26 protein-coding genes are annotated in these 23,376 nt (G+C 56.8%); 16 read left to right on the forward strand and 10 right to left on the reverse strand.

Annotated elements, in window-relative coordinates:
- Positions 1-309: 309 nt before the first annotated feature.
- The 4 genes from FJ145_23475 to FJ145_23490 all read left to right on the forward strand — a co-directional run bounded on the left by FJ145_23475 (position 310) and on the right by FJ145_23490 (position 2,327).
- On the forward strand, positions 310-891 hold the full coding sequence (locus tag FJ145_23475) for an RNA polymerase sigma factor (protein MBM4264372.1): 582 nt from the start codon (positions 310-312) through the stop codon (positions 889-891).
- Positions 892-901: 10 nt separating this feature from the next.
- Entirely contained in the window at positions 902-1,447 is a 546-nt protein-coding gene (locus FJ145_23480) for a hypothetical protein (protein ID MBM4264373.1), read from the forward strand.
- On the forward strand, positions 1,440-1,703 hold the full coding sequence (locus FJ145_23485; GenBank protein ID MBM4264374.1) for a DUF3106 domain-containing protein: 264 nt from the start codon (positions 1,440-1,442) through the stop codon (positions 1,701-1,703). The genes FJ145_23480 and FJ145_23485 overlap by 8 nt, the downstream gene beginning before the upstream one ends.
- Before the next feature lie 318 nt (positions 1,704-2,021).
- Complete coding sequence (locus tag FJ145_23490; protein MBM4264375.1) at positions 2,022-2,327, forward strand: hypothetical protein; 306 nt, start codon at positions 2,022-2,024, stop codon at positions 2,325-2,327.
- A gap of 93 nt (positions 2,328-2,420) precedes the next feature.
- Here the strand turns inward: FJ145_23490 and FJ145_23495 are convergent, their stop codons facing one another.
- Complete coding sequence (locus tag FJ145_23495; GenBank protein ID MBM4264376.1) at positions 2,421-3,542, reverse strand: hypothetical protein; 1,122 nt, start codon at positions 3,540-3,542, stop codon at positions 2,421-2,423.
- A gap of 214 nt (positions 3,543-3,756) precedes the next feature.
- On the opposite strand from FJ145_23495, the gene FJ145_23500 reads away from it, so the two are divergent.
- The 5 genes from FJ145_23500 to FJ145_23520 all read left to right on the forward strand — a co-directional run bounded on the left by FJ145_23500 (position 3,757) and on the right by FJ145_23520 (position 8,600).
- Complete coding sequence (locus tag FJ145_23500; protein ID MBM4264377.1) at positions 3,757-4,278, forward strand: hypothetical protein; 522 nt, start codon at positions 3,757-3,759, stop codon at positions 4,276-4,278.
- Positions 4,279-4,298: 20 nt separating this feature from the next.
- Positions 4,299-7,253 (forward strand): CHAT domain-containing protein, encoded by a 2,955-nt coding sequence (locus tag FJ145_23505; GenBank protein ID MBM4264378.1) that lies wholly within the window; start codon positions 4,299-4,301, stop codon positions 7,251-7,253.
- A 102-nt stretch (positions 7,254-7,355) separates the two neighbouring features.
- Positions 7,356-7,859 (forward strand): molybdenum cofactor biosynthesis protein MoaB, encoded by a 504-nt coding sequence (locus FJ145_23510; GenBank protein MBM4264379.1) that lies wholly within the window; start codon positions 7,356-7,358, stop codon positions 7,857-7,859.
- Entirely contained in the window at positions 7,856-8,110 is a 255-nt protein-coding gene (gene moaD / locus FJ145_23515) for a molybdopterin converting factor subunit 1 (protein ID MBM4264380.1), read from the forward strand. The genes FJ145_23510 and moaD overlap by 4 nt, the downstream gene beginning before the upstream one ends.
- Before the next feature lie 58 nt (positions 8,111-8,168).
- Positions 8,169-8,600, forward strand: a complete 432-nt coding sequence (locus FJ145_23520; protein ID MBM4264381.1) for a molybdenum cofactor biosynthesis protein MoaE — start codon at positions 8,169-8,171, stop codon at positions 8,598-8,600.
- Between the two features lie 71 nt (positions 8,601-8,671).
- On the opposite strand, the gene FJ145_23525 is transcribed toward FJ145_23520, so the two are convergent.
- From FJ145_23525 to FJ145_23540, 4 genes are all read right to left on the reverse strand, one after another.
- Complete coding sequence (locus FJ145_23525; GenBank protein MBM4264382.1) at positions 8,672-9,319, reverse strand: hypothetical protein; 648 nt, start codon at positions 9,317-9,319, stop codon at positions 8,672-8,674.
- A gap of 77 nt (positions 9,320-9,396) precedes the next feature.
- Positions 9,397-10,740, reverse strand: coding sequence for a hypothetical protein (locus FJ145_23530; protein MBM4264383.1), 1,344 nt, complete (start codon positions 10,738-10,740; stop codon positions 9,397-9,399).
- A 267-nt stretch (positions 10,741-11,007) separates the two neighbouring features.
- The gene (locus FJ145_23535) at positions 11,008-11,736 is read right to left on the reverse strand and encodes a competence/damage-inducible protein A (GenBank protein ID MBM4264384.1); all 729 of its coding nucleotides are present in this window, start codon (positions 11,734-11,736) and stop codon (positions 11,008-11,010) included.
- 43 nt (positions 11,737-11,779) lie between these two features.
- Positions 11,780-11,962, reverse strand: a complete 183-nt coding sequence (locus FJ145_23540; GenBank protein MBM4264385.1) for a hypothetical protein — start codon at positions 11,960-11,962, stop codon at positions 11,780-11,782.
- A gap of 147 nt (positions 11,963-12,109) precedes the next feature.
- Here FJ145_23540 and glmU point away from each other — a divergent pair, with 147 nt between their 5' ends.
- Genes glmU through FJ145_23555 form a run of 3 tightly spaced genes read left to right on the forward strand, consistent with a single transcriptional unit; the run spans position 12,110 to position 16,598 of the window.
- Positions 12,110-13,504: a UDP-N-acetylglucosamine diphosphorylase/glucosamine-1-phosphate N-acetyltransferase gene (glmU, locus tag FJ145_23545; protein ID MBM4264386.1), complete on the forward strand. Its 1,395-nt coding sequence runs from the start codon at positions 12,110-12,112 to the stop codon at positions 13,502-13,504.
- Entirely contained in the window at positions 13,504-15,333 is a 1,830-nt protein-coding gene (gene glmS, locus FJ145_23550) for a glutamine--fructose-6-phosphate transaminase (isomerizing) (GenBank protein ID MBM4264387.1), read from the forward strand. Before glmU ends, glmS begins: the two co-directional genes overlap by 1 nt.
- Positions 15,330-16,598 (forward strand): MFS transporter, encoded by a 1,269-nt coding sequence (locus FJ145_23555; GenBank protein MBM4264388.1) that lies wholly within the window; start codon positions 15,330-15,332, stop codon positions 16,596-16,598. The genes glmS and FJ145_23555 overlap by 4 nt, the downstream gene beginning before the upstream one ends.
- A 26-nt stretch (positions 16,599-16,624) precedes the next feature.
- On the opposite strand, the gene FJ145_23560 is transcribed toward FJ145_23555, so the two are convergent.
- A complete protein-coding gene (locus tag FJ145_23560; protein MBM4264389.1) occupies positions 16,625-17,230 on the reverse strand; it encodes an RlmE family RNA methyltransferase in 606 nt (201 codons plus the stop codon).
- A gap of 78 nt (positions 17,231-17,308) precedes the next feature.
- Entirely contained in the window at positions 17,309-18,088 is a 780-nt protein-coding gene (locus tag FJ145_23565; protein ID MBM4264390.1) for an OmpA family protein, read from the reverse strand.
- Positions 18,089-18,279: 191 nt separating this feature from the next.
- Here FJ145_23565 and FJ145_23570 point away from each other — a divergent pair, with 191 nt between their 5' ends.
- The 3 genes from FJ145_23570 (at position 18,280) to FJ145_23580 (ending at position 20,721) form a co-directional block, all read left to right on the forward strand.
- Positions 18,280-19,041, forward strand: a complete 762-nt coding sequence (locus FJ145_23570; protein ID MBM4264391.1) for a hypothetical protein — start codon at positions 18,280-18,282, stop codon at positions 19,039-19,041.
- 92 nt (positions 19,042-19,133) lie between these two features.
- The gene (locus FJ145_23575) at positions 19,134-19,901 is read left to right on the forward strand and encodes a GNAT family N-acetyltransferase (protein ID MBM4264392.1); all 768 of its coding nucleotides are present in this window, start codon (positions 19,134-19,136) and stop codon (positions 19,899-19,901) included.
- Positions 19,888-20,721 (forward strand): 1-acyl-sn-glycerol-3-phosphate acyltransferase, encoded by an 834-nt coding sequence (locus FJ145_23580; protein ID MBM4264393.1) that lies wholly within the window; start codon positions 19,888-19,890, stop codon positions 20,719-20,721. Before FJ145_23575 ends, FJ145_23580 begins: the two co-directional genes overlap by 14 nt.
- On the opposite strand, the gene FJ145_23585 is transcribed toward FJ145_23580, so the two are convergent.
- From FJ145_23585 to FJ145_23595, 3 genes are read right to left on the reverse strand one after another with little or no spacing between them, the layout of a single operon-like run.
- On the reverse strand, positions 20,710-21,159 hold the full coding sequence (locus FJ145_23585; GenBank protein ID MBM4264394.1) for a hypothetical protein: 450 nt from the start codon (positions 21,157-21,159) through the stop codon (positions 20,710-20,712). The two genes, FJ145_23580 and FJ145_23585, sit on opposite strands and share 12 nt — an antisense overlap.
- Positions 21,156-22,094 carry a xanthine dehydrogenase family protein subunit M gene (locus FJ145_23590; protein MBM4264395.1) on the reverse strand — a complete coding sequence of 313 codons (939 nt, stop codon included), beginning with the start codon at positions 22,092-22,094 and terminating at the stop codon, positions 21,156-21,158. The genes FJ145_23585 and FJ145_23590 overlap by 4 nt, the downstream gene beginning before the upstream one ends.
- 18 nt (positions 22,095-22,112) lie before the next feature.
- A complete protein-coding gene (locus FJ145_23595) occupies positions 22,113-22,580 on the reverse strand; it encodes a (2Fe-2S)-binding protein (protein MBM4264396.1) in 468 nt (155 codons plus the stop codon).
- A gap of 107 nt (positions 22,581-22,687) precedes the next feature.
- Here FJ145_23595 and tenA point away from each other — a divergent pair, with 107 nt between their 5' ends.
- Positions 22,688-23,359, forward strand: a complete 672-nt coding sequence (tenA, locus tag FJ145_23600; GenBank protein MBM4264397.1) for a thiaminase II — start codon at positions 22,688-22,690, stop codon at positions 23,357-23,359.
- The last annotated feature ends 17 nt before the right edge of the window (positions 23,360-23,376 follow it).

Below are 23,376 nucleotides of genomic sequence, written 5' to 3' on the forward strand. Positions count from 1 at the left end.
CAACAAGTACCAGTCCAAACACGGCAGCATCAAGAAATAAGCTTGTCTACGCTTGCGCGGTGCGAGCCCAGCAAAACCCTTCCGGAGCGAAGGCAAAACGGTTTGCCTCTAAGCTAGGAAGATTACTGTGGAAATGCTTCGCTGATGCCTTCGTTCCTCCGGGGTTTCTCCTCGCCCCGGCTTTTACCCCGTTTGGGGTAGGTAAGCGAGCAAATTCGCTGGTTTACCCTCTCCCCTGCCTAATTATTAACCTTTTCACTAAGCCTTCGTCTAAGCTAGTAAAGCGTGCGAGTTGGCCAACTAGCACAGATGACACCAAACAACGCGGAAGAACTTAAGGACGAGGAACTGGTCGTCTTGTGCCAAAAGGGCGAGGGGGAGTACTTCGAGGTCTTGGTGCGGCGTTATATGGAAAAAGCTTTCCGTATAGCCATGGATTTTACCCACAACACCGAGGAAGCCAAAGATCTTTCGCAGGATTCGTTTATGCGTGCCTTCTCGCGCATCAAACAGTTCGATGGCCGGTCGAGTTTTTACACCTGGTTTTATCGCCTGACCGTAAATCTCTGCTTGGACCACGCGCGGCGCAAAGGGCGGGTGGTTTGGGAGCGCTTGGAAAAGGAAAATGACGGCATCGCGGAACCGATCGATATTGTCGACGACTCGGCGCGGCCGGAAGAACAGGTGATCGCCGGCGACGCGATTCGGCGCGCCGATCGGACGCTCGATGCGATGCCGAATAAACAGCGCACGGCATTCCTACTGCGCAATCATCAAGGCTTGCCGATCGCGGACATCGCCAAGGTCATGAAAACCACCGAGGGCACCGTGCGAGTTTACTTGCATCGAGCGGTGGCGGCGCTCAGACAGAGTTTGGTGGAATTTGTTTAGGGAAGAGATCATGAACGCGCAGAAACAAAATTTAGAACCAGCCTGCCCGGCCTTCGAAGAAGACCTGGTGATGTATTACTACGGCGACGGCTCAACGGAGGACCGGCGCCGCGTCGAGAGTCACCTTGGCGGTTGCACGAAGTGCCAGCATTTCTTGCAGGATCTCCGCGGCCTGTTGCCGCAGATGGCCAAGCCAAAGGAGATGCCGCAGACATTTTGGGACAATTACTATCGGGAGATGAAAGAGAAGCTTGTCGTAGAGCGCGAGCGCAAATCCTGGTGGCGCAGTTGGTTGGCGCCGTTCGATGGCTGGATGGGGCCGGCGTTTGGCACCGCCGCGATTGCCGTACTGGCAGTCGGTTTGGTGCTCGGCAAAGGCAACTGGAACTCGCAAGCGCAGCGCGATGAAAAGGTGATTCCTCAAGAGATCTTGACCGACGCCAAGGAGCTGGAATTTTTCAATTCGCTCGACATGCTCGAATCCCTGCCGAAGCTTGAAAAGAGCGAGGAGACGAAACCCTCGGCGCAGTCGATAAGGAATAGCGAATATGCTTAAGCGCACCGTGGTCGCATGGAGCCTTGCCATTGCACTTGTACCAGCCATGAGCTGGGCCAAGGACGACAAGTGGGGCAGCCTATCGCAGCGTGAAAAGGAGCGCATCCTGCAGAACTATCAGCGCTGGAACGCCATGCCGGACAAGGACAAAGAGCAGCTCAAAGAAAAGTGGAATCAATATCAGAATCTCCCGCCGGATCAGCGCGATCAGATCAAGCAAGACTACGAGAATCAGCGGCGCCGGCGCGGGCGGTAGAGGTATCATCCCGCCGATTTTCTCCCACACATTCATTCCCCAGTAGGATGGGTTGAGCGTCAGCGATACCCATCACTGTTGTCAATCGACCAGCATTTCATTGGCGCAAAAGAACGGGCGCATTGCGCTTGTGCTCTCAGCAGAGGAGACAATCTCGGTGCGTTCCGGAAGGTCATGCTGAGCGAAGCGAAGCATCTGCTTATTCGCTCGCGGCAATCGGCAGATTCTTCGCCTTCGGCTCAGAATGACAGTTGCGGAGGTCGCGTCGGATTAACAATTGCCGCAGCGCGAAGTCTAAACGGGCAAGGAGGGAAAAAGATGAAACGCAAAATCCTTGCTATCCTTTTGGGGTTGACGTTTTTCCCCGCGCTGAGTTTCGCCCATGATCAGCGCGGCTGGGATCGCTACGATCGCAGAGTATACAACGACGGTCGCTCCGCACAGCCAGGCGATCCGGGTTACTACTGCCATAAACACAAACGCAAGACCGGCAAGCACGACAACGGCCGCAAGCACTGCCACAGCGTTTACAACGACGAGCACAACTCGGATGGCTGGCGCGACTATCGCGACTACTCAGACCGTGACCGACGCAACAGCAGATGGGGATGGTTTGGGAATTGACGTTTAGTTTCGGGTTCTGCGTTTCGGGTGTCGAGTTAAAATATTTTGCCCCGTTCTAACCCGAAACGCGAAACCCAGAACCCGAAACTTAGACTAAGCCGCCATGGCGTAGTAGTTGGCGCAGTTGTCCCAGAGAACTTTCTTTTTGATCTCGTCGGAGATCGGCAACTTCATAAAGTGGTTGGTCGCTTCCGGATATTTTGAATCGCCGTGCGGATAGTCGGTGGAGAAAACTAGATTCGCCGAGCCGATCTGTTCGATGATTTTCGTTGCAGTGATTTCGTCGGGTTCGATGGACACCACGCAGTGCTTGCGGAAATAGTCGCTGGGTTTCGCTTTGAGATCGGGCGCCCAGACATCGCCCTCCAACTCCCAGGTCTCATCCAAGCGCCAGAGCAGCCAGGGCAGCCAGCTGCAGTTGGCCTCCAAAAACGCCGCGCGCAGTTTTGGGTGGCGCGCAAAGATGCCGCCGGCGCAGAAGTTGCCAAGCGCCATCATCTGCTCGAATGGCTGTGCGTAAACGCGGCGCAGCATCAGGTTCGGTTCCAGGCGGCGGCCGACTTGGCGCGCGCCCGTGCCAGTCGATTCATGCAGGCCGACCGATAGATTTAAATCTTCCAACGCCGACCACAGCGGCTCATAGTAAGGGTCTTGCCACTGGTGGTCGACCAGCGGCACGGCGCGCATGAAAACGGCTCGAAAACCCAGCCCCGCGCAGCGGCGCGCTTCTTCGACGGCGTCGTTCATATTGTAAGTGGAGATCATCGCCGCGCCGATCAGGCGCTTGGGATCTTGTTTGCAGAAGTCATAAAGCCAATCGTTGTAGGCGCGCGCCATCGCCGCGGCAAAGGGCGCGTCCATGTCTTCGACGACCAGCGCGCGCAGTCCCCGGGTCGGATAGAGCACGGCGACATCGATGCCTTCGATGTCCATCGCTTCGAGTTGAACCTGAGAGGTCCAGCCGCGCGCCGCGTCACTGCCGTAGACGCCCTGGTTTTTTTCAAAGTTCTTGCCGCTGGCGACGTCGCTCTCGCGCACCGACTGGCGCGCCCAGTCGCGGCCGTCAGGGTAGACCATGCGCAGATCGCGCACGTTGTGGCTGATCACACCGCGCGGCGCGAGGTGTTTAAACTTTTTATCGATATATTTTTCCCACAGATCGGCCGGCTCCATGATGTGCATGTCGCTGTCGAGAACCTTGAAACCATTTTTCATGACAAGTCTTCCTCCAACGATTACTGTGCCTAATATATTGCAACGCTGTGTAGCGGTTCAAGGTCAACAGCGTCTAGCGTCTAGGGTTTAGCGTCTGGGGTTTTCGGATCCGAAACGCTAGACGCTAGACACCAGACGCAAAACGCGGCGACTTCTGGTGTTTCGCCGGAGAGATGAGTATAAGCGAAATAACTCAATGAGAGGAGAAATGACGATGGCTTCCCAACGATTACCTGTGTTCGACAAGTTCATTCAGGACGTCCGCGCCGCCTGGGCTGCGGTGCCGGACAGCGAAACGCGCATGAAGAAAACCGCCGACCTGCTCAGGGGATTGGTCAAAGATCCAACCATGCAGCAGCACTGCAAGAATTGGCCATCCACCGACGGTCACAAAAATCTCCTGCTCTACGAGGACCCCGACTACGGCTTCGCAATCAATGCGGTGGTGCGCGTCGAAGGCGCGCAGGGGCGGGCGCACGATCATGCGCACTCGTGGACGGCCTATGGCGTGCTCGATGGCGAAGAAAAGATGGAGCGTTTTCGCTGCTTGGAAGACCGCCGCAAAGACGGCTACGTCAAGATCGAGCTGCAGGGCGTTTCCGAAAGCGGTGCCGGCACGGTCGATCTCGTGCCGCCGTTCGATATTCACGCCGAGAAAGGGGCGCTCAATGGCCGCTCCGTCGCGGTCATCGTGCGCTCAGAGCGCGTCGCTGGCAAAGTTCTTCAGGGTTGGTAGTTTGCCTTTGGTCGATAACCATGATCGGCCCGATTAATGTCGCGATCGGTGCGCAGGTTGGCAACGACCGCGCCATTCCCGACGCCCCTGCGCCTGATCCGGCGGCACCCAAAGCAGAGTTGCTAAAAGCCTATCTCGCGCGCATGCGGGCCGCGGGCGTGCTTGGCGATCGCGAGCGACAGCTGCGTGAATTCAACGAAGGCATCAAAGCAATCGGTCCTAAAGATCCGTTGTCCTATGAGCTGTATCACGAGGGTGCCAATGTCGTGGTTGAGATGGGCGACTGGAAAACCGGGCGGGAGATGCGCGAAAACGCCATGGCTGTCACCAACGACCGCGGGCGAAAGTTTTTCCAGTCGAATTTTCTTTCCAACATCGCGGTGCGCTTGTACGACAAAGCGGCGGCGCTCAAGTACATCGCGTTGTCCGAAGAACTGTTAGACGCAGTCAGAGCGAGCCATCGTGATTGGCCGAACTTCCGCGATTTGTGGGAGGCGGCGCTGGGCGATGCCAAGGGCGGCGTGCATAGTTTTCTTGGATATCCAAAGGAGGCGGAAGCGGAGTATCGCGCTTGTGTGGGGGCGATCCGCTCCTACCTTGCGAAGAACCGTCCGGGTTCCGATGTCTTTTACTATTATCTACCGCAGTGTTTGAGCCGGGCGATGGAGCATGCCGCCCTGACAGGAAAGATTCGCGAAGCTGGTGCTTACGTCAACGACGCGCGCGAGGCGGCGCGTATTCACGGTCAACGCCTGCGGCGTGAATCCTTCGAAGCTGGTCGAGTCGCGCGCCCTATCGCTCGGGTTTATCTAGAGCAAGGCCTCATTCGCGAAGGGACGGCGCTGATTGAGAGCTCGATTGCGCAGTTGCAGAAAGCTCCCGGCGGGGAAGCGAGTATTCAAGTTGCTGATCTTCGCTATTTGTTGGCGCAGAGCGAAATGGCTCAGGGCAACTGGTTGAAAGCTGACGAAATCTTTCAGCTCTGGCGCGAGAGCCTGCGCAAGCAGATAGGCGAGCTCGGAACGATTGCGCCGGAGTGGAGTTATGCACTCCTGCGGCTAGGGCGAGCTAAAGAAGCCCTGGCGATGGCGGGTAGTATACTCAAGTTTCGTGAAAAATTTGACGACGAACGCTCGGTGCGATTGCACGAGGGACGCGCGTTTCACGCGCTCGCTGCCGGAGCGACTGGTCAACGCGATGCGGCTGTGAAAACGTTAGCGGCCGCGATACCAAAGATTCTCGATGCGCGTCGCGATCTGAACACCTCCGGGGAAGACGGTTACATTTCTTCTGCGCGACTCAGCTGGCTTTTAGACGGCTACATTAGCTTGCTCGCCGACATGCAGCAGCGCGGCGCACGCATCGATGGCGTCGATCCGAGCGGTGAAGCATTCAAGATCGTCGATGCCGCCCGCGGCAGCAAAGTGCAAAAGGCGTTGTCGGCCGCCATCGTGCGCGCCAGTAGCAGCGATCCGCAAACCGCTGAAGCGATGCGTCGCGCGCAGGATGCGGAGCATGCGCTCAAAGCCGCGTCAGAAGCGGTGACGGTTCTGCAAAACGCTGAGAAAAGCGCTGACAATGCGCAAGCGCTAGCGAAAGCACAAGCCGAACTCGCGCGCGTCCGCCAAGAGAATGAAAAAGCTCAAGCTGAGTTACGGCTCAAGATGCCCAACTACGTAGAGCTGATGCAGCCAAAGCCGCTGACAATTGCGGATGCGCAAAAATTGCTGCGCGCCGATGAAGCGCTGATCTCCCTCTATAGCGCGGCTGACAAAACGCTCGTCTGGGCGATGACGGCCAGAGGCCAAGTCGCTTTTCAGGTTGCCGACCTGTCGCAAACGGCGCTCACTGAAGTGGTTAGCAAACTGCGCAAAGCGCTCGATCCGAGCGATGCTGACATTAATAAACTGCCAGGGTTCGACTATGACGCGGCTTATGATCTCTATCGAAGGCTGCTTGCGCCGGTGGAGGCGGGTTGGAAGGGGGCGCGCGAGCTGGTGATTATTTCGCACGGGCCATTAAGCGAGTTGCCGCTCTCCGTGCTGGTTACCGCGCCGTTCAAGCCGGTGAAGAGCAGTCAAAGTGCCGCGCCGCTGTCTGAGCATGCCGATGCGCCGTGGCTGATCAAACAAGCGGCGATTTCTTATTTACCGTCACTCACCGCTTTGGCGAGCTTGCGCACGGCGACGACGCAGCCTGCGAGTAGGAATTTTATCGGTTTTGGCGATCCGCTGTTTAAAGATGCCCAGGCGCAGAAGGCTGCCGCGGCGGCGATGGCGTCGCGCGGCATTGTGCGGCGCAATGCCACGGCCCCTGGAGTGGTAGAGAAGGCTGCGCAGATGCAGCGGCGATCGAGCAATCTGGAATTGCTGGAACCGCTGCCAGATACTTCCGATGAAGTGAAAGAGATTGCCAAGATTCTGCGTGCCGACGAAAGCAAAGATGTGAACCTCGGGCAGCACGCCTCTGAGCAGTTGGTGAAGTCAACCGATCTGTCACAGTACCGCGTCGTGATGTTTGCGACGCACGGACTTGTACCTGGCGAGCTGCCTGACCTGCCGCAACCCGCGCTAGCGCTCAGTAATCCGAACGTGACGAATGAAAAGGAAGACGGGCTGTTGACGCTCGCTGAAATTCTCGATCTTAAACTCAAGGCGGATTGGGTCGTGTTATCTGCCTGCAATACGGCATCCGCGGACGGCCAAGCGTCTGAAGCGGTTTCCGGTCTCGGGCGCGCTTTCTTTTTCGCTGGCGCCAAAGCGCTGTTGGTTTCGCATTGGCCGGTGGAAACGGTGTCGGCGAAGTTGCTGACGACAGAATTGTTCAAGCGCCAATCCAGCGATGCAAAATTGAGCCGCGCCCAGGCCATGCGCGAGGCGGCGCTCAGCGTCATGAAGCAGTCAGCGAAACAGGGATTCAGCTATGCCCATCCGATGTTTTGGGCGCCCTTCGTTGTGGTTGGGGATGGAGGGTGAGGAGGTGGGAGGCTGGAGTATTGGAGTCATGGAATGTTGGGTGTCGGATGTTTTGAAATCGCGGTGGGCTATTGTTATGGTTGAGCCATTGCGAGGTGAATTATGTCGGTTGAAGAACACAAAGCCAAAGGCAAGCGCAGCATCAAGTGTTACGTGTTGACGGTCAGCGACACGCGCGATGAGACCACGGATACTAGCGGGCAGTTGATCAAAGAGCAGATTTCTGCAGAGCATCATCAGCTCGCGGGATACAAGATTGTCAAAGACGAACCGGTGGAGATAGAGGCTTTGCTGCGTCAATCGATCGCCAATCCTGAAGTCGAGGCGATTATTGTCAACGGCGGCACTGGCATTTCGCCGCGCGACGGCACCTACGAAGTCATTGTCAAATTGCTCGATAAGAAGCTCGATGGTTTCGGAGAGGTGTTCCGCTTTTTGAGCTATCAGGACATCGGCTCAGCGGCGATTATGAGCCGCGCGGTGGCGGGGGTGGCGGGAGGTAAAGTCCTTATTTCCCTGCCTGGCTCCGGCGGTGCGGTGCGGCTGGGCTTGGAAAAAATCATCTGGCCGGAATTGCGTCACATGATTTCGCAGCTGCATGGATAATGAAAGTTAGGGTGAAATTCTTCGCGATTCTGCGCGAGCGCGCCGGTGCGGCGGAAATCAGCAAAGAAATCTCAGACGGCAGCACAGTGGCTCAGCTTTGGGAGTCTTTGCAGAAGGATCATCCGAAGCTCGCCGGGCCGACGTTTCGTTTGCTCTACGCCGTAAATCAAAACTATGTGACGCCGGAACAGGTTTTGAAAGACGGCGATGAAGTGGCGATCATTCCGCCGGTGAGCGGCGGCTTGTCCTAGCGCGGCCGCGCCGCGCTAGGAATACCAGATTACAAATACCACGTTCCAGAAAAGATCCATGTTTAAGGTTATCGATAAGCCGATTAATCTGCAGGAGCTCGTTGATTACGTTAGCGATCCTGAAGCTGGGGCGATTGCGACGTTTATTGGCACCACGCGCAATAATAACGAAGGACGCAAGGTGATTGCGCTCGACTATGAAGCCTACCCTGAGATGGCGGAAAAAGAGTTGGCGCGGATTGGCGAAGAGGCGGCAAAGAAGTGGCAGATTTGCAAAATGGCCATCGTCCATCGCATCGGGCCGGTGCAGATTACGCAAGCCAGTGTGATGATCGCTGTGTCATCGGCGCATCGCGAGGCGGCATTCGCCGCTAGCCGTTTTGCCATCGAAGAGATCAAACGGATTGTGCCGATCTGGAAGAAAGAAGTTTTCGAGGGTGGCGAGGTTTGGATTGGCACGCAAACGGGGCAGCCCTTTGCGCAGCGCTAACGGATCGTAACGGTTGCGGAGTCCGTCGACAGGCTCAGGGCGAACGGATTCAAGAGCAAACCGAATAAATTTTATTGATTGAGAATCTTCCCCCTCACTCTCGCCCGCAGCCAGATGATAAACGCAAAGATAGCGACGATGATCAGCGCCGAGACGATCGATTCGGCGCGGTCGATGCCCTTCGCCATACCCTGATAGGTTTCGCCCAATCCCCAGCCGAGATAGCCCAAAAGCAAACAGCGCGGAATCGTGCCGTAGAAAGTCCAGAGGCTGAATTGTTTCAGCGGCAGTCGCAGCACGCCGGCGGCGCCGGAAATTACCGATAGCGGAAAGATCGGCAACGCGCGCAGAAAAAAAATCGACGTGTTGGCTTTGCCGCCCTGGAAGCGCTTTTCCATGGCTTCCACGTCGCTCCAGGAAAATCCCAAGAAAGACTTCCAGCGATCGATCATTGGCTTGCCGCCGAGGTAGCCGATGGCGTAGCCGATGTACGCGCCCAGGGTCGACGCGATCGAGCCCGGTAGGACAATCTGCAGGATGATCGGCATCAACGCTTCGAAAAATTTCAAGTCGGCGCTGATGAGCACAAAGCCGGCGCCCATGATGATCAGCGGCGAGGGAATGGGCACGATGACCGATTCGATAATCACGCCGGCGAAGACGGCCCACGGCCCCCAGGCGCGAATGCCCTCCATGATCCAGTTGAGTATGTCACCCAAGGTAAATTCTCCCTGCTGAAATTTTCGCTAGACTAACAGCTTCACCGGGGGAAGTTAACAGCACAGCAGCGCAGCTGTTAAAGCAGCTTGACGCCGGCCACGGTGAGCACATAGGCAACCGCGAGCAGAAAATAGGTTGCGCAAGAGACCAGCAAAAAGAATAGGCTCATGCGGCTTGGCCGCGCCAACGCCGGTAGATGGCGCGGCAGGTAAACATGGTTGAGAAAAACCAGGGCGACGCAGTAAAGCACGGTGCCGATGAAGCCGATGACCGCGGAGATCAAGATGAGCGTCGCCGGTTCGCTGCTTTGCACGGTGACGCCGGTGATCACGGTCAGCAGCAACAGAAAATAAAGATACCAGCGCCGATAGGAAATCCGATGGGCGCGCGGGAAGAAACCGTAGACACAATCGGTGTGGGTGCGGCTGACGGCATCCACCGTGGCCAACCAGGTGTCTGAGAGAAATGCAGCGGCAACGATCAGGAATAAAGTTTTTCCCCACCAGCCCCAACTGACCTCGAAGAAGCGGCTCTGCACGACGGCGATCTCGTAGCCTTGTGGCAGCAGACCTTTCGGAAACAGTAGTGCGTAGGCGAGCAAGCAGGTAAGCAGTGTCGTGAAGAGGTTGCCGATGACGCCGATGCCAATGTCCCAGAACATGAAACGGTGCCAATTTTTCGCGTGCGCTAATCCTTCGTCATTTCCTGGTAGCGAGCCGGAATCCGGAATTGCTTCGGGTTTGCCGGTGATCGGTCCGGTGAGCCGGCCGGCATAATGTGCCATGCCGGAGCCTTTGTCGCGCAGCCAGTACGAATAAAAAAGCGTCCAGAAACCGCCCAAGCCGGCGAAGGTGATCGCCGTTAATAGCTTGGTCGCATCGGCCGGGTCCCACGGGCGCGGCATGGGCCATTGCGGCGCGATCAAGCCGTTTAAGAATGCCGGCAGGGCTTTGATGACCTCGCTGTTCAGGCTGGCCCAAAGCAATCCCACCACGGTAAAAGTCGCTACGCCCCACATGAACCCTTCGATCAACTTGTAAATTACTTTGCTGAAAAGAATCGCCGCCAAGAATAACCCCATGGTGGCGTAGGCCCAAAACAGAGTCTGTTCGCGGCGCGTCCAGCCGGCGGGAAAATCGGTGAGCGCGGCGATCGAGGTTCCACCGGCGGCGGCGAAGGCCCCGAACCAAAGAAAAGAAAGCGTCATCAAAATCCACAGCACAAACGCAAAGTGGCGGTTGAGACGGATGAAGCCCTGAAAAATGCTCTCGCCGGTGAGCAGGGTGTAACGGCCGATCTCGTAGATGACCGGAAACTGGAGCAAGCAAGCGGGAATCAACAGGAACAGAAACGTCAGGCCGTATTTGGCAATGGTGTAGGGCCAGAAGATCAGCTCGCCGCTGCCTTGCGCGAGCGCCATGAAGATGACGCCGGGACCGAGGGCGCGCCACATGCCTGGCATGGGCGGCAGCGGAGCTTTTTTGAAGGGCGGTAGAGTGCCCCAGGACGAATGGTCAGTCATCGGAAAGGAAACCCGATTGAGACTGCAGAATTCTTCGGAGTCCTTCGACAAGCTCAGGACGAGCGGAATCGGAGCTGATTTAGTCCAACAAGAAACCGTTCATGCTGAGCTTGTCGAAGCATTCTTAGGTTTTTAGCCGAATCTCGAAGCATGTTCTTCGCGACGTCAATCGATGCGATGAATAGCGTCTTTGGGCAAGGCGGCGAGGAAGGTTTGCAGAGCTTTATCGAGGTACTGCGCGTCCTTCGATTCGAAAGTGACCTTTACCTTGTATTCGGGCACATCCAAAACCGGATAGGAACCGAGCAGCAAGTCGGGATACTTCGCCACGAGGTCGTTCATCGGATCGGCGATCACGCCTTCGCCGTATTTAACGAAGACGTTTTTCAAATGATAGGGCGCCTCGCGGAAGCGCTCTTTGAGGGAATGAAAACGTTCCTGCAAGATCTTCGGAATGCCCGGGAAAATGTAGACGTTGCGAATTTTGACGATGGGCGCGAACGGTGCTTCAGTGACCAGCAGCTCGGCCCCCTCGGGGACATTCGCCATGCGCAGGCGCGCTTCGTTGACTTCGCTGCCTAAACGGTGGTGGATGCGCTTGACGATGTCGGGGTGGCGCACGACTTTGAGGCCAAAGCCTTGGGCGATGCCGTCGATGGTGACGTCGTCGTGGGTGGGCCCGACGCCGCCGGAGGTGAAGACGAAGTCGAACTGCTTGGAGAACGACGAGACTTCCTGGCCGATCAACTCGATAATGTCCTGGATGGTCGAGATCTTCTGCACCTCAACGCCCAACTGGCGCAGCTCGGTGCAGAAAAAAAAGGAGTTGATGTCGTGGGTTTTGCCCGACAACACTTCGTTGCCGATGATCACAATGCCTGCGGTTTTCGACATATTTCGATTTCCTATCTTGGCGCGGCGGCCTATCGCAAGCGTATCACAGATCGAACTCGCTGCAGCTCATGAAGAAATTGCACTTCGGATTGGGACAGACGTACTTGCACTTTTGATTGAGCAGCTTCGTACTGCACACCGGGCAGAAGTCCCACCAGTTTTCTTCTTGCTCGACGGGGCCGGCCTTTGTCGCAGGTTTATTCAACGTGTCCCCGGATCCATTCATGATCGCCTCTTGTAATCGAATTTAGCACCGATGACAAGTTTGCTTTAATGGTAAAATTGGCCCGGGGATTGCGATCCGCAATCAAAGTCGGTTTGCTAGAAAGGCTGGTTTCGATATACTCCGACTCGCAATTAATGGTGACAGGAAATGGGTGAGCTTGGTGTCATAATATTGGCGGCAGGGCAGGGAACGCGGATGAAGTCCGACCTGCCGAAGGTGCTCCACCCGATCGGTGGCAAACCGCTATTTTTGCATCCGCTTGGGATCGCCAAGCGTCTTGGCGCAAGCAAAATAGCAATCATCATCGGCCATGGCGCCGAGTCGGTCCGGCGCGCCTACGCCGGCGCCGATGTCAGCTGGGTGGTTCAGGAAAAGCAGCTGGGCACCGGGCACGCCGTGCTTTGCGCAAGGGAGAGTTTCAGTGATTTTGCCGGCGATATTTTAATCCTCAGCGGCGATGTGCCGTTGATTCGCCAAGCGACGCTGGCGGCGATGATCGAGCGTCACAGGCGCGCCGAGGCGGCGCTGACACTGATGACGGCGGTGCTGGACGCGCCGAAAGGGTACGGGCGGATCTTGCGCGATCCGAACAGCGCGATCACCGGCATTGTCGAAGAAAAGGACGCGAGCGAAGCGCAGCGCGCCATACGCGAAGTAAACGCCGGAGTGTACGTGGCGGCGCCGCAGTTTTTGTTTACAGCATTGACCGGGGTGAAGAACGACAACAACCAAGGTGAATACTACTTACCCGATGCTGTGGGTATCGCTGTCAGCCAACAGAAGAACGTCGCGACTTTTGAGGTCGACGACGCGCGTGAAATGTTGGGGATCAATACCCGCGAGGAGCTAGCTCGTATGGAGACGACGCTGAGAGAACGTATTAACAAACAATGGATGGATGCCGGAGTGACGCTCAAAGACCCGGCGACGACGTACATAGACGAAGAAGTGACCATTGGGCGCGACACGGTCATCGGTCCTAACACGCAGTTGTGCGGCAAGACGAAAATCGGTGCTAACTGCCGGCTCGACGGCAATGCTTTTATCACGGACGCGGAGATCGGCGATAGCGTCCATCTGCGTTTTTCCGTGGTGTTGAGCCAATGTCGGATCGAGCGAGGTGCGATCATCGGTCCGTTTGCGCACCTGCGCCCGGGCACGGCTTTGGGACCCAACGTGCACATCGGCAATTTTGTCGAGACCAAGGAGGCCAAGCTGGCGGAGGGCGCCAAAGCCAATCACCTGACCTATTTGGGCGATTGCACCATCGGCCGTGAGACCAACATCGGCGCCGGCACGATCACCTGCAACTACGACGGTTTCAACAAGTATCGCACGACCATCGGCGAGCGCGTTCAGGTAGGCAGCGACACCACGTTGGTGGCGCCGATTACCCTGGGAAACGATGTTTACGTCGCCACCGCGTCGACGGTGCGCAACGACATTCCCGACGGCGCTCTGGTGTTTAACGAGCGCAAGGAACAAACCCGCGAAGGGTGGACGGAGAAAAAACGGGCGCAAATGAAAGGAAAGAAAAAATAATGTGCGGCATCGTTGGATACATCGGGAGACAAGAAGCAGCGCCGCTCATCTTAGAAAGTTTACGCAAGCTCGAATATCGCGGTTACGACTCTGCAGGTATCGCCGTCCTGAACGACGGCCAGGTGGAGCTGCGGCGCACGGAAGGCAAACTAAAAAATCTTGAAACACTGCTGCATCGGCAACCGATGACTGGCAGCATCGGCATCGGCCACACGCGTTGGGCAACCCATGGGCGACCCTCCGAAACCAATGCCCATCCGCATCGCGCCGGCCACGTCGTGGTGGTGCACAACGGCATCATCGAAAACTATCTAGAGCTTAAAGCCGAGCTCAGCGAGCGCGGCACCAAGTTCTCCTCGGAAACCGACAGCGAGATCGTCGCCCACCTGGTCGGCGAAAAGGTCGACAAGGGCATGGACTTTCTTGAGGCGGTCAAGAAAACCCTCAAGCAAATCCGCGGCTCCTATGCGCTGTTGTTCCTCAACCAAAGGGATCCGCGCCGCTTGATCGTGGCGAAAAATTCCACGCCGATCGTGGTCGGTTGGGGCGAGGGGGAGACGTTCATCGCTTCAGACATCCCGGCGCTGCTCGACTACACGCGCAAAGTAGCCTTCCTGGAAGACGGCGAAGTCGCCGAGGTCGGCGTCAATTCGTTTCGGCTTTTCGATATCAAAGGCAAGTCTTTGCAGCGGTCGTTCAAAGAGATCACTTGGGATGCGGTGGCGGCGCGCAAAGACGGCTATCCCCATTTCATGCTCAAGGAGATTCACGAACAGGCGCGCGCCGTGGCCGATACTTTTCGCGGCCGGATTTCGCTGAAGGACGGCGATGTCTCCCTCGAAGACATCGCGCTCACGCCGGCCCAAGCGAAAAAGATCGAACGTATTCACTTGGTCGCCTGCGGCACGGCGTGGCATGCCTGCTTGATCGGCAAGTTCATGCTCGAAGAGATCGCGCAGATTCCCGCCGAAGTGGACTACGGCTCGGAGTTTCGCTACCGCTCGCCGCTGATGGGCTCCAAATCGCTGCTCTTGATGGTCAGTCAGTCCGGCGAAACCGCCGATACGTTAGCTGCGGTGGAGATCGCGCGGCAGAAGAAGGCCAAGATTCTTTCGGTCTGCAACGTCGTCGATGCTTCGATCCCGCGTAAATCGCACGGTGTGCTCTATACGCATGCCGGCCCGGAGATCAGCGTCGCCAGCACCAAGGCGTTCACTACCCAGCTGACGGCGATCTACTTGTTAGCCGTGGCACTGGGGCGGCGCCGCGGCGCGCTGAGCAAAGCGGATGCGAAAAAATTACTGGCCGATCTGATGCACCTGCCGAAATGGATCGAGGAGACGCTCAAGACCCAAGCAGAAGTCGAGGCGTTGGCGCGCAAGCTGACCAAGAGCACCGACTTTTTGTATCTCGGCCGCGGCATCAACTATCCGATCGCTCTGGAAGGCGCGCTCAAGCTCAAGGAGATTTCCTACATCCACGCCGAGGGCTATCCCGCCGGTGAGATGAAGCACGGACCGATCGCGCTGATCGATGAAACCATGCCGGTGGTTGTGCTGCTGCCCAAGGACCGCTACTTCGATAAGACCCTGGGCAATTTGAAAGAAGTCGAAGCGCGCGCCGGCAAAGTGATCATCGTCACGGACGAGAAAAAAACCCCGGCGGGTGTTTCCCCCTTTGGCATCATATCGGTGCCGCAGGCGTCGCACTTTTTGACGCCGATCGTGATGAGCATACCGCTGCAATTGTTGGCCTATTTTATCGCGGTTGATCGCGGCACCGACGTCGATCATCCGCGCAATCTGGCAAAAAGCGTAACGGTGGAATGATGGCCCTCGGGCAACGAGGGTCGCTTCAACGGATCTCTAGTTCTCTCCGGCACCGAGACTTTCGCCTGCTCTTTCTCGGCACCAGTCTCTCGCATATCGGCGACTTCGTCCAGGCGATGGCGCAGAGCTGGCTCGTCTGGACCATGACGAGCTCGCCTTTTCTCTTGGGACTGGTTGGCTTTTGCCAAGCGCTGCCGCGTTTGCTCTTAGGCGCAGTCGGCGGCGCCATCGTCGATCGCCTGGAGCGGCGCAAAGTGCTGCTGGCGACGCAGATCTTGGCGATGCTCCAGGCGTTTTGCTTCTGGGCGCTCGTCTATTTTTCGCTGCTGCAGTTTTGGCATCTGCTCGTGCTCGTGCTGTTTCTCGGCACGGTCAATTCCATCAATCAGACCGCGCGCCATTCGCTGATCAACGCTCTAGTCCCGAGGCAAGATTTGATGAACGCAATTGCGCTCAACTCGTCGCTGGCCAACATGGCGAAAATCATCGGCCCGTCGTTGGGCGGTGTACTAATCAGTGTGATCGGCGTTGCCGGCTGCCTATTCGTCAATGCCGTGAGTTTTCTCGCCATCATTGCCACGCTGCTGGTGATGGAGATTCCCAAGATTGTCGCGCGCGCCAAGGACGGCGGCAATTTCTGGGGCGACGTGGCGGAAGGGTATCACTACCTGCGCAGCGACCGGCGGCTGTTTTCGATTATCCTATTGACCTACGGCGTCGCTTTGGTGGGCACGCCCTATTCACGATTTCTGCCCGTGTTTGCCACCGACGTGTTGCACGCCGGCGCGACGACTTTCGGGCTGCTTCTCGCGGCGCCAAGTGTCGGCGCGGTATTCACCGGCCTCGGGATCGCCTCGTTGGGGCGGCTGCATCAGCGCACCCGCGTCGTTGGATGGGCCGTGGTCGGGTTTTCGCTCGCGCTGGTGTTATTCTCGTTTTCGCGTTCGGTGATCCTATCGATTTTTTGTTTGATCTTGGTCGGCGCCAGCAACATCGCGTTTCGTTCGGTGGCCAACAGCGTGGTGCAGATGGAAACGCCGCCGCATTTACTCGGGCGCATCCTGAGCTTGTTCTTTATGGACAAAGGGCTTTGGTCTTTCGGCACGTTGTTCATCGGCAGCGTTGCCCACGCCATCGGTACACCGCGCGCAATCACCGTGTCCGGCCTGCTTTGCGCGCTGATGGGTGGGGTGCTTTTGTATCAGCAACGCCACGGGCGAGAGAGTGCTCCAGCTGCAGAACTAGAGCGCGACTTGGCGCAATAAGCTGCGCCATCCGCGACACTCGACAGTCAACCCTGTGCCTGCGGGCGAAAGTCTTGGGCATAGAAGTAAAATTCCGATGAGCCTTCACGCGACGCTTCCGGGCGGGTGCGCTGCACGGATGTAAAGTGTTCTTTCAGCTCGGATGTGAACGTTTGCAGCTCCTGATTGACGAAACTTTTGATCAACAAGCCGCCGCCGCGGCGCAAAAGCTGGAGCGTCACTTGGAGCGCGCTGCGGTTCAATTCCAAGCAGCGGGCGGCGTCGGCGTCGCGGATGCCGCTCAATTTCGGTGATAGGTCGGAGATCACGCAGTGCGCCGGTGCGCCGAGCAGCTCTTTGACCTTTTGCTGAATCTCTGGCTGGGCGATGTCGCCCTGAATTAGAAATACGTTGCGTTCGCCATACGGCGCGATCGCTTGTAGATCGACGCCGACCACTTTGCCGCTGGCACCGACGGTCTTAGCGGCGATCTGCAGCCAACCACCGGGCGCCGCGCCGAGGTCGACGACTAAATCGCCTGCCTTCATGAGCCGCAAGCGCTGCTGCAATTCGACCAGCTTATAAGCAGCGCGCGAGCGGTAGCCCGCCTGTTTGGCTTTTTTGAAGTAGCTATCTTGGGGGGTGTAGGCCATCTTTAGATTGGCGGAGAAAAAAAAGGCCCAGCCTATCGCAGGCCGGGCCCTCGGAGTGAGCCTAGATCTGTGCTCGAACTATTTGCCTTTGATTTGCAGCTCGACCCGGCGATTGACCGCGCGCGCCCAGCGAGCGTCGCCCTCGATCAAGGGCTTCGATTCGCCGACGCTGGCTGCCGACATGCGGCTGCGCTCGATGCCCAGATTGGCGAGTTCGGTCATAACGGTCTGGGCGCGTTGCATGCCTAATTTTTGATTGTAGTCATCGTTGCCGCGGCTATCGGCATGACCCTCAATCACGAGCGTCATGTCGTTTCTTGCCTTTAGCCTCTGGGCGGCAAGATAAACTTGGCCTTTGCCCAAGTCGGTCAGATACGCTGAATCGAAATCAAAAGCGACTGCGGGAAAAATGAACTTTTCGACTTCGACGATCTTCTGGACTTCTTTGACGACAACTTTTTCCACCGGTACTTCGACGATGCGAACCTGTTCCGGCGCCGGCGGCTGAGCTGCCGCTGCGGGCTGCTGCTGTTGTTGCTTGATTTGAAACTTGGTCTCGGCGAGCGGCACGCGCTTGGGCATACCGTAGTCATAGTAGGGTTGCGGTTCCGACAGCACGGGCGGGTGGTTGCGATGGCCAAACAAAGTTTCCTGCGCCTCGGTGGCACTTACCAGATGATGGAACGGGCGAAACACCAGCCACTCGGTAACGACGGCCGCCGGATGCAATAGGTAAGCGAGGATTCTCAGCGGATGCGATTGGCTGTCGTCGTAGGGATCCGGCCCGGCCACGGCGGGCTTGGCTGCGAGCGCCAGGGACAACGCGGCAGCAACTAGTGACACACGGTAAGATTTCATGACACGCCTCCTATTTGAAACACGGAATTGAGTCTAAATTCACGCCCAGCAGTTGTCAAACTGCGGGTTCGCGCGCGCTCCTGCTTGTAAAAAAGCCCATGGTGCACTATGAGAAGAGCGCTATCCTTCCTACGAAATAGAAGATCGACCGGAGAAGATCAAACTTTCGCTAATAACGTCCAAATTTCACCATGAGCATTCACATCAAAAAAAAATCACGGGTGACGCAATTGACCATCGAGCGCCCACCGCTCAATGTCCTCGATATCCAGCTGTTGCGCGAGCTTGACGAGGTCCTTGACACCGTCGCAAACGATAGGGACACCGCCGTGCTTGTCCTGCGCGGCGCCGGCGAGCGCGCTTTTTCCGCCGGTGTCGACATCAAAGATCATACGCCGGACAAAGTGCCGGAGATGCTCGATACGGTGCACGGAGCCATGAAAAAACTATTGGCACTGCCGCAAGTGACCGTTGCTGCGGTGCACGGAGTTTGTCTTGGCGGTGGCTGTGAATTGGCAAGCTGCTGCGACCTGATCGTTGCGACGGAGGATAGTCAGTTTGCCACGCCGGAGATTCACGTCGGCTGCTACCCACCGGTGGCGTTGGCGCGCTTTTCTTCGTTGATCGGCTATCATCGCGCCGCCGAGATGATTCTCACCGGGCGGCGCTATGCGGCGGCCGAAGCGGCACAGATGGGTTTGGTCAATCGGGTCGTGCCGGCGGAAAAAATCGACAATGGTTTGCAAACTTTGTTAAGTGAATTGCTCGACAAAAGCGGCGCCGTGTTGCGCGTTACACTGAAGGGCCTGCGCGAAGCGTCGCTCAAAGGTTTTGCCGACGCGTTGGCGCAGTCCGAAGCGCTCTATTGCCGCGAGCTGTTGCAGACCCACGATGTGGCCGAAGGTGTGGAGGCGTTTCTCGCCAAGCGCAAACCGGTCTGGTCGCACCGCTAAATTCGCCAGATCGTAAAACGTTTCCAGGCCTGCGCGCGTCTAAATAAATTGACAACGGTTAGAGGTGTGTTAGGCTTTCGCTAATTCCCCAAATGGCCGATTCCGAAGTCAAAATAACTACCGATCCTGCAGAGATTCGGGAAGCGCAAAAGCTGCGCTTTGAAGTTTTCAATCTCGAGATGCACAAGGGATTGCAGGCATCCTACGAGCGCGGTCTCGACGTCGATGCCTTCGATCCATTTTGCGATCATTTGATCGTGCGCGAAAGCAAGAAAAATGAAATCGTCGGCACCTACCGCTTGCTGCGTGGTTCGCGGGTCGACAAAAACCTCGGTTTTTATTCCGAGAGTGAGTTCGATATCGGCAAAATCAAAAAACTCGATGGTGAAATTTTGGAATTGGGGCGCACCTGCGCGCGCCGAGATTTCCGCGATCGCGCGCTGATCCCACTCATGTGGCAGACCATCGCCCGCTACGTGGAAGAGCACAAGGTGCGCTATCTATTCGGCTGCGGCAGCCTGTACACGACCGATCCGGACGAAGTGAGTGAGTGTTTTTCGGTGCTGAAAAAAGACTATTACGCGCCGGAAGCGCTGCGGGTCGACCCCGTGGCCGGTTATCGTTTTGAAAACGTGCGGGACGATCAGCCGGTGGCGGACGCCCACAGCGTGTTTTTAAAACTGCCAAGTTTGATCAAGGGCTATCTGCGCCTGGGGGCGCTGGTGTGCGGACCGCCGGCTTTGGATCGCGAGTTTGGCCCGACCGATTTCTTGGTCTTGCTCGATATTCAAAACTTGAGCGACGAATACGTCAGCCGCTTTGGCATGGTCGGATCGAAGGTGCGCAATGCGGTGGGCTAAACTCGCGGCATTTCTCTCGCTCTGGATGTTTTTCTTTGGCGTGGTCGCACTGATGCATGTATGGATTAGCGTGCTGCACCTGCCCAATCGCTGGAAAATAATCAGCCGCATCACGCGCAGCTATACGCTTTTGCTGCGCGCCATTCTCAACATCAAAGTGACGCTGGTCGGTGATGAGGGCAATCTGGAGCGGGGCGGCTATGTGATCATCGCCAACCACATGAGCTACGTCGACGGCATCGTGCTCGGCAGTCTTTTCCCGATCGTGTTCGTGTCGAAGAAAGAAGTGCGTAGCTGGCCCATCGTCGGCCAGTGGAACATATTGTCGGGGACGATCTTCATCGATCGCCAGCATCGCGCGAAGGTGGGCGCGCTGGTGACCGAGATGAAAAACAAATTGCAGCAGGAAGCCAATATCTTACTGTTTCCTGAGGGAACTTCGACCAACGGCGAGCGCGTGCTGCCGTTTCAGACGGTGCCGCTGGCGGCGCCGCTGCGTAACCGTTCCGTCATCGTGCCGGTGACCCTTGCTTACAAGAGCATCGAGGATCAACCGGTGAACAAGAGCAACCGCGACTTGATTTACTGGTATGGCGACATGGATTTCATGACGCATTTCTGGAAGCTCTTGGCGCTGCGCAGCGTGGAAGTGTTGGTCCCCGTGCAGCCGAAGATCGAATGTTTCAGATATGCGGACAATTCCGCTGGCAGAAAAAAACTTGCCGAGGACTGTTACAATCGTGTCCTCGGCAAGTTTGTCGATCCGGATCTTAATCAGGAAGACGACGAAGAGCAGGAAAGGCCCAGTCTACTGAGTTAATTGCTTCTTGATATTCTCGACGAACTCTTTGAGCATCGAGTCGGCCTTTTTGCGAATGATCGGCTGGCCGAACTCGCCAATTTTTCCCAAGATATTTACGTCGGTCTCGACCACGAACTCGGTCAGGTTACCGCCGAGTTCTTTTAGCTGCATGCTGGTCTTGCCGCTGACCGCGCCCGCCGCCATCTTATCCTTGGCTTCGGCGCGCAGCGCCGCGCGCCAGGTGTCTTTATTTTGTTCTTCGAGGATGATTTTTCCAACCAGGTTCAACTTGATCGGCCCGACGCGGACCACCAGGGCTCCTTCATAGTTGGTGTCATCGATCTTGGTGACTGTCTCAACGCCGGGCAGCGACTTCGCCACCTTGGGCACATCCATCAAAAAATTCCACAACGGTTCGCGGGCTACGGGAATCTGAGCTGTCTGGGTGAATTTCAACGGCGTTTCCCTTTCTTTGCAGGAGCTTTCTTCTTGGCGGGCTTGGCCGCTGGCTTTGCCCGGCCTTGTTGGCGAATGTCAGCGAGTGCTTTTTCCAACGCGCGGCGGACAAACACCGCCGCCATGTCTTTCTTGTAGCCGGCCGAGCCACGGAAATCGCTAACCGGATCGACGGCTCCTTTGGCCTTTTCGCCGGCTTCCGCAAAAGCTTCCGCCTTGAGTGGTTGGCCGCGCAGAACCGCTTCGGCCTCGGTGGCGCGAATCGGCGTGACGCCGACACTGCCTAGTGCAATGCGCACGTCGGCGATATTTTTCTTGGCTTTGTCCAACGTTAAAACCGCTGCGGCCGAGACTGTGGCGTAGTCGTCGGCGGTACGCGGCAGAAACTTGATATAGGCCATGCCCGTGTTCGCTGCCACTTTAGGAATGAACAGCTCCGTGATGATTTCGTCCGGGTTCAATACGGTTTCGTAATAATCGGTGAAAAAGCCGTCGAGCGGAATCACGCGGCTGCCATTGGCCGAGGCGGCTTTGACTGAGGCGCCCAGAGCGATCAAGGTTGGCGGTGGGTCTTGGTTGGGGTCGGCGTGGGCCAGGCCGCCGCCGACGGTTGCCATGTTGCGCACCCGCAGAGTGGCGACGTGGTGATAGGTTTCTGCCAACACCGGCAGTCTGCGTTTGACCAGCGCTGAGGATTCCACTTCACGATGGGTTGCCAGGCCGCCGATGCTGAGACCGCCGTCTTTCACTTCGATGCCGTTTAGGCCGCGCACGCTGCGCAGGCTGATCAAACAAGTCGGCCGTACCAAGCGCTGTTTCATCATGATGACGAGCGCCGTGCCGCCGGCGATGAGCTTGCCGTCGCTGCCCGCATCTTTCAGGTTGGCCTGGACTTCTTTCAGGCTTTTCGGGGTTTTGTATTCGAAGGGTATCATGGTTCCAGTCCTTAGGATTTATTTGGCGAATTGATGCGCCTTCTGAATCGACTCGATGATCTTGTAGTAGCCTGTGCAGCGGCACAGATTGCCCATCATCCAATCTTTGATCTGGTCTTCGTTGGGCTTGGGATTTTCTTCTAACAGAGCAGTGGCTGCGACGACCTGGCCGGGGGTGCAGATGCCGCATTGAAAACCGCCGTATTGGATGAAGCTTTTTTGCACCGGATTGAGCTCGCCGTTTTTCGCCAGTCCTTCGACCGTGGTGATATCTTGGCCGTCGGCCATCACCGCAAGCGTCAAACAAGAGCTAATCATGTCGCCGTTCATCAAAACCGTGCAGGCGCCGCAGACGCCGACGCTGCAGCCCTCTTTGGTGCCGGTAAGACCGACGTCATAACGCAAAAAGTCGATCAGCAAACGGTTAGTCGGGACTTCGGCTTCAACTTTTTTGCCGTTGACGCGCATCTTTATGGTCTTGTTCATCAGAGATCCTTTCTCGATCAGTAACTGGCTCGAATTTAACTGGGAAAACGAACTGGGGGATGTTATAGAAAGAATTCGCCAAAACTGCAAGCCGTTTTTTTCATCTTATGACGGGAAAATACAGCGACCAATTGAGGCTGCAAAGCGAGCCGATCTGGCGCGAAATCATGCGCCATTCGTTTCTCGCCGAGCTCCACGCGGGCACGCTGCCGATGGAGCGGTTCGTCTATTTTATCCTGCAAGATTATGTCTATCTGCTCGATTTCGCTCAGGTGTTGTGCATGGGGGGCGCGAAGTCCGGCAATTTGGAAACGCTTTCGATGTTTGCTCATCATGCGCTTGGCGCGGTCGAGGTCGAGCGCAGCTTTCACGCTAGCTTTGGCAAAGAGCTGGGATTTACCCGCAAGCAACTCGACGAAGCTAAAAAAGGCCCGGTGACCGAGGCCTACATCGCTCATCTGCAATCGGTGGCGCGCGGTGGGGGCTTGGCGGAGCTGGTCGCAGCGGTGCTGCCGTGCTACTGGATTTACGGCGAAGTCGGCCAAGCGCTGTATAAAAACCGGCCGCGCAAGCCAGCGATTTATCGCAAGTGGATTGAGATTTACGCCGATGAATCGTTCTGGTGCCCGGTGCGTAAGCAGATTCAACTCATGAACGAGCTGGGCGCCGCTGCAACCGGCAGCGAGAAAAAGCGCTTGCTGAAGAATTTTCAGTTGAGCAGCCGCTACGAGTATTTGTTTTGGGAGCAGGCTTATCGTTTAGAACAATGGCGTGTCTGAAAGTCACGAGGAGGGCG

It is taken from the genome of Deltaproteobacteria bacterium, assembly GCA_016874755.1.
Taxonomy (GTDB): Bacteria; Desulfobacterota; Binatia; order UBA9968; family UBA9968; genus DP-20.